The sequence below is a fragment of the Pseudomonas sp. AGC41 genome (assembly GCF_057334555.1).
The window spans coordinates 22,230-26,889 of sequence record NZ_JBHFJB010000081.1; the positions used below are offsets into that span (position 1 = coordinate 22,230).

Consider the following 4,660-nt stretch of genomic DNA (forward strand, 5'->3'; position numbering starts at 1 on the left):
TGTGTGAACACCGACCCAATGTGGGAGCGAGCCTGCTCGCGAAGCTTTCAAGATTCAGGCACTCCGCCAGTTCAGGATGAGCAAAGTCACCACCCCCGCGACAATACCCCAGAACGCCGAGCCGATGGAAAACAGCGTCAGCCCCGACGCCGTGACCATGAAGGTGATCAATGCGGCTTCCCGTTCCTTCGCTTCGCTCATGGCAATGCTCAGGCCATTGATGATCGAGCCGAACAGCGCCAGTGCCGCAATGGACAGTACCAACTCCTTGGGTAGCGCAGCGAACAGCGCCGCCAGCGTGGCGCCGAAGACCCCGGCAAAGCCGTAGAAAATCCCGCACCAGACGGCCGCCGTGTAGCGCTTGTTGCGATCTTCATGGGCATGTGGCCCGGTGCAGATCGCCGCGCTGATGGCGGCGAGGTTGATACCATGGGAACCAAATGGGGCCAGTAACAGCGAGGCAACACCGGTGCTGGTGATCAATGGCGAGGCCGGTACGTTGTAGCCGTCGGCGCGCAGCACGGCGATGCCAGGCATGTTCTGCGAGGTCATCGCCACCACGAACAGCGGGATACCGATGCTGATGGTGGCTCCCAGGGAAAATTCCGGCGTGGTCCAGACCGGTGTCGCCACTTCCAGGGCGAAACCGCTGAAGTCGAGAAGCCCGAGCAAGCCCGACAAGGCAGTGCCGACCAGCAGCGCAGCCAATACCGCATAACGCGGCGACAGGCGCTTGGCGATCAGATAGGTGAAGAACATCCCCAGCACCAGGCCGGTGCGATGTTGCGCGGCGACAAAAATCTCGCTGCCGATCTTGAACAGGATCCCCGCCAGCAGCGCCGCCGCCAGCGAAGCCGGAATGCGTTTTACCAGGCGCTCGAAGCTGCCGGTCAGGCCGCAGATCGTCACCAGCACAGCGCAGGTGATGTACGCGCCGATGGCCTCGCCGTAACTCACGCCGCCGAGGCTGGTAATCAGCAACGCCGCGCCAGGTGTCGACCAGGCGATGGTGATGGGTGTGCGGTAGCGCAGCGACAGGCCGATGGAACACACCGCCATGCCAATGGAGATGGCCCAGATCCATGACGAAATCTGTCCGCTGGTCAGCCCCGCCGCTTGCCCGGCCTGGAACATCAGCACCAGAGAACTGGTGTAGCCGGTCATCATGGCGATGAAGCCGGCGACGATGGCCGACGGCGATGTATCGGCCAACGGACGAAGTGGCGCGGTCGTGACTTCGGTCATGGTGGGCGGCGGTCCTTGTTGTAGATTGACTGGGCGGGTGGCGCCACAGGTTCGGGTTTAAAGCCTAAACTCAACGCACCGACCGGTCGCGATACAGCCGTGTCCGCAAACAGCCGTACAGTCGTGTTGCCATCAGAGGTTGTGTACAATCGCCGTGTTTTTTACGCGATACTTGCCAGCGACCCGCTGTGCCGTATTACAGTCACGGTTAAATCGCCGCAGTTCTCCCGACTCGAGTGCCCATGAACGAACAGTTGCAGCCCCTCAAGAAACAACCGCGAGCAGGCAAAGCCGGCCGCAGCGGAACCCAGGACGATATTGTCTATGCGCATATTTTCGAGGCCATCCTCGAACAGCGTCTGGCGCCCGGCACGAAGTTGAGCGAAGAGGCGCTTGGGGAGATTTTCGGGGTGAGTCGCACCATCATTCGTCGCGCATTGTCGCGCCTGGCCCACGAAGGCGTGGTGCTGCTGCGCCCGAATCGTGGGGCGGTGGTCGCCAGCCCGAGTGTCGAAGAGGCACGCCAGGTGTTCTTTGCCCGACGCATGGTGGAGAAGGCGATCACCGAGCTGGCGGTGCAGCATGCCAGCGCCGAACAGCTTGCCGAGCTGCGGCAGATGGTTAGCGACGAGCGCGACAGTTTCTCCCGTGGCGACCGTGGCGCCGGCATCCGGTTGTCGGGCGAGTTCCACCTCAAGCTGGCCGAGGCGGCGAAAAACGCGCCGTTGATCAGTTTCCAGCGCAGCCTGGTGTCCCAGACCTCGTTGATCATCGCCCAGTACGAAAGCGGCAACCGTTCCCACTGTTCCTATGACGAACACACCCAGCTGATCGACGCTATCGAGGCCCGCGACGCCAAGCTGGCGGTGGACCTGATGATGCATCACATGGACCACATCGACAGCAAGCTCAACCTCGATGAGGAAAGTGCTTCGGATGACTTGCATGCGGTGTTTTCGCATTTGTTGCAGAGCAAGAAGCCGGGGCGGTCGACGGCCAAGCTCTGATGACTTGAGTCAGCGGCACCGAGTCGCGCCCTTCGCGAGCAGGCTCGCTCCCACAGTGGATTTGTGTTGTTCACACTGAGCTTGGACTGCCCCCCTAAAGTTGGACATCAATCTGACTTTTGGGGGCAGGCAACCCTGTGGGAGCGAGCCTGCTCGCGAAAGCGGTCTGGCAGGCGCTGAAAGTTAGCGCTGATGCACCAACCGGCCCGCCGCATACGTCTGCGCCACCGTCCGGTCATCCCCCAGCGTCATCAACACGAACAACCGTTCGGCAATGTCCTTGGTCTGCGTGAGGCGATAGCTCAACAGCGGCGTGGCGTCGTAGTCCAGCACCAGGAAGTCTGCGTCCGTGCCCGGCTGCAACGTGCCGATCCGGTCCTCCAGGCGCAAGGCCCGGGCGCCGCCGAGGGTGGCCAGGTACAACGATTTGAAAGGGCTCAGCCGCGCACCTTGCAACTGCATGACCTTGTAGGCTTCGTTCAGGGTTTGCAGCAGTGAAAAACTGGTCCCGCCGCCCACGTCGGTGCCAAGGCCGACGTTGACTTTGTGCTTCTCGGCCATCGGCAGATTGAACAGGCCGCTGCCCAGGAACAGGTTCGAGGTCGGGCAGAACGCGATGGCCGAACCGGTTTGCGCCAGGCGCGCGCATTCTTCGTCGCACAGATGCACACCATGGGCGAACACCGAGCGCTCGCCGAGCAATTGATAATGGTCGTAGACGTCCAGGTAGCCCTTGCGCTCGGGAAACAGCTCCTTGACCCATTGCACTTCCTGCAGGTTCTCGCTGATGTGCGTCTGCATGTACAGGTCCGGGTATTCACTGAGCAATTGGCCGGCCAGGGTCAGTTGCTCCGGCGTGCTGGTCGGCGCGAAGCGCGGGGTCACGGCGTAATGCAGGCGACCCTTGCCATGCCAGCGTTCAATCAGCGCCTTGCTCTCGGTGTAGCTGGATTCGGCGGTGTCGACCAGGTAGTCCGGCGCGTTGCGGTCCATCATGACTTTGCCGGCGATCATCCGCAGGTCGAGTTTCTCGGCCACCGCAAAAAACGCATTCACTGATTGCGGGTGCACGCTGCCGAATACCAGGGCGGTGGTGGTGCCGTTGCGCAGCAATTCCTTGACGAAAATGTCCGCCACCGCCTCGGCGTGGGCTGGGTCGGCGAACTGGCTTTCGCAGGGGAACGTGTAGGTGTTGAGCCAGTCCAGCAATTGTTCGCCATAGGCGCCCACCATGCCGGTCTGCGGCAGGTGGATATGGGTGTCGATGAAGCCGGGAGTGATCAGGGCGTCCTGGTAGTGCGTGATCTCGATATCCGCCGCCAGGGTCGGCAACAAATCGCTGGCGTGACCGATGGCGCTGATCAGGCCGTTTTCCACTACCAGCAGGCCGTCCTCGAAATACTCATAGGACGCCTCGATACCGACTTCGGCCGGATCGGCGAGGCTGTGGAGCAGGGCGGCGCGGTAGGCTTTGCGTGTCAAAGGCATGGGATTTCTCGATAAAAGGATTAGCGCTGGCCGCGGCGCGATACCGGCAGCAGCCTGGCAATGGGTTCGGCGTGGGAAGTGTGCTGGCCGAAATCCGCGTTATAGGTGGCGATGATTTCGCCGGCGATGGAGATGGCGATTTCCACGGGCAACTTGCCTTTGACTTCACCGATGCCCATCGGGCAGCGCATGCGTTGCAGCGCGCCACTGTCGAAGCCGCGATCACGCAGGCGATGTTCGAACTTGACGCGTTTGGTCTTCGAGCCGATCAGCCCGAAGTAGGCAAAATCGTTGCGCTTGAGGATCGCGGCGCTCAGTTCCAGGTCGAGCTGGTGGTTGTGGGTCATGACGATGCAGTAGCTGCCGGCGGGCAGCTCGTCGACTTCGTCCAGCGGATCTTCAGTCACGATTTTCTGTACGCCGTGGGGCAGATGCTCAGGGAATTCCGCTTCCCGCGAGTCAATCCAACGCACCCGGCATGGCAGGCTCGCCAGCAGCGGCACCAGGGCGCGACCGACATGACCGGCACCGAACACGGCAATCTGCGCCTGGACCTGACCCATGGGTTCGAACAGCAGCACAGTGACGCCGCCGCAGCATTGGCCCAGGCTGGCGCCGAGGCTGAAGCGCTCCAGATGGGTGTTCTGCTGGCCGCTGGCGAGCATCTGCCGGGCGATCTCCATCGCCTTGTATTCCAGATGACCGCCGCCAATGGTGTCGAACGTCTGGCGGGCGCTGATGACCATCTTCGAGCCGGCATTGCGCGGGGTGGAGCCGAGCTCCTCGATGATCGTCACCAGCACGCAGGGTTCGCCGCGGGTCTGCAGGTCGGCGAGGGCGCTGATCCAGTTGTACATATCTACCTCGACATCTCTGTTGTCTGTCAGGCCGCTTTCGCGAGCAGGCTCGCTCCCACAGGG

Annotated in this window: 4 protein-coding genes; 1 reads left to right on the forward strand and 3 read right to left on the reverse strand. The window is 62.1% G+C overall.

Annotated elements, in window-relative coordinates; all coding sequences use genetic code 11:
* Nucleotides 1–54 precede the first annotated feature (54 nt).
* A complete protein-coding gene (locus ACE04F_RS13810) occupies nt 55–1,245 on the reverse strand; it encodes a benzoate/H(+) symporter BenE family transporter (RefSeq protein ID WP_486107500.1) in 1,191 nt (396 codons plus the stop codon).
* A 242-nt stretch (nt 1,246–1,487) separates the two neighbouring features.
* On the opposite strand from ACE04F_RS13810, the gene ACE04F_RS13815 reads away from it, so the two are divergent.
* Nucleotides 1,488–2,252, forward strand: coding sequence for a GntR family transcriptional regulator (locus ACE04F_RS13815; protein WP_486107502.1), 765 nt, complete (start codon nt 1,488–1,490; stop codon nt 2,250–2,252).
* A gap of 183 nt (nt 2,253–2,435) precedes the next feature.
* Here the strand turns inward: ACE04F_RS13815 and guaD are convergent, their stop codons facing one another.
* Both guaD and xdhC read right to left on the reverse strand, forming a co-directional pair.
* Entirely contained in the window at nt 2,436–3,740 is a 1,305-nt protein-coding gene (guaD, locus tag ACE04F_RS13820; protein ID WP_486107504.1) for a guanine deaminase, read from the reverse strand.
* Between the two features lie 20 nt (nt 3,741–3,760).
* Nucleotides 3,761–4,597 (reverse strand): xanthine dehydrogenase accessory protein XdhC, encoded by an 837-nt coding sequence (gene xdhC / locus ACE04F_RS13825; protein WP_486107506.1) that lies wholly within the window; start codon nt 4,595–4,597, stop codon nt 3,761–3,763.
* Nucleotides 4,598–4,660: the final 63 nt, after the last annotated feature.

Coding starts and splice junctions, on each gene's coding strand:
- ACE04F_RS13810 (WP_486107500.1), bottom strand. CDS start 1,245: ATGACCGAAGTCACGACCGCGCCACTTCGTCCGTTGGCCGATACATCG.
- ACE04F_RS13815 (WP_486107502.1), top strand. CDS start 1,488: ATGAACGAACAGTTGCAGCCCCTCAAGAAACAACCGCGAGCAGGCAAA.
- guaD (WP_486107504.1), bottom strand. CDS start 3,740: ATGCCTTTGACACGCAAAGCCTACCGCGCCGCCCTGCTCCACAGCCTC.
- xdhC (WP_486107506.1), bottom strand. CDS start 4,597: ATGTACAACTGGATCAGCGCCCTCGCCGACCTGCAGACCCGCGGCGAA.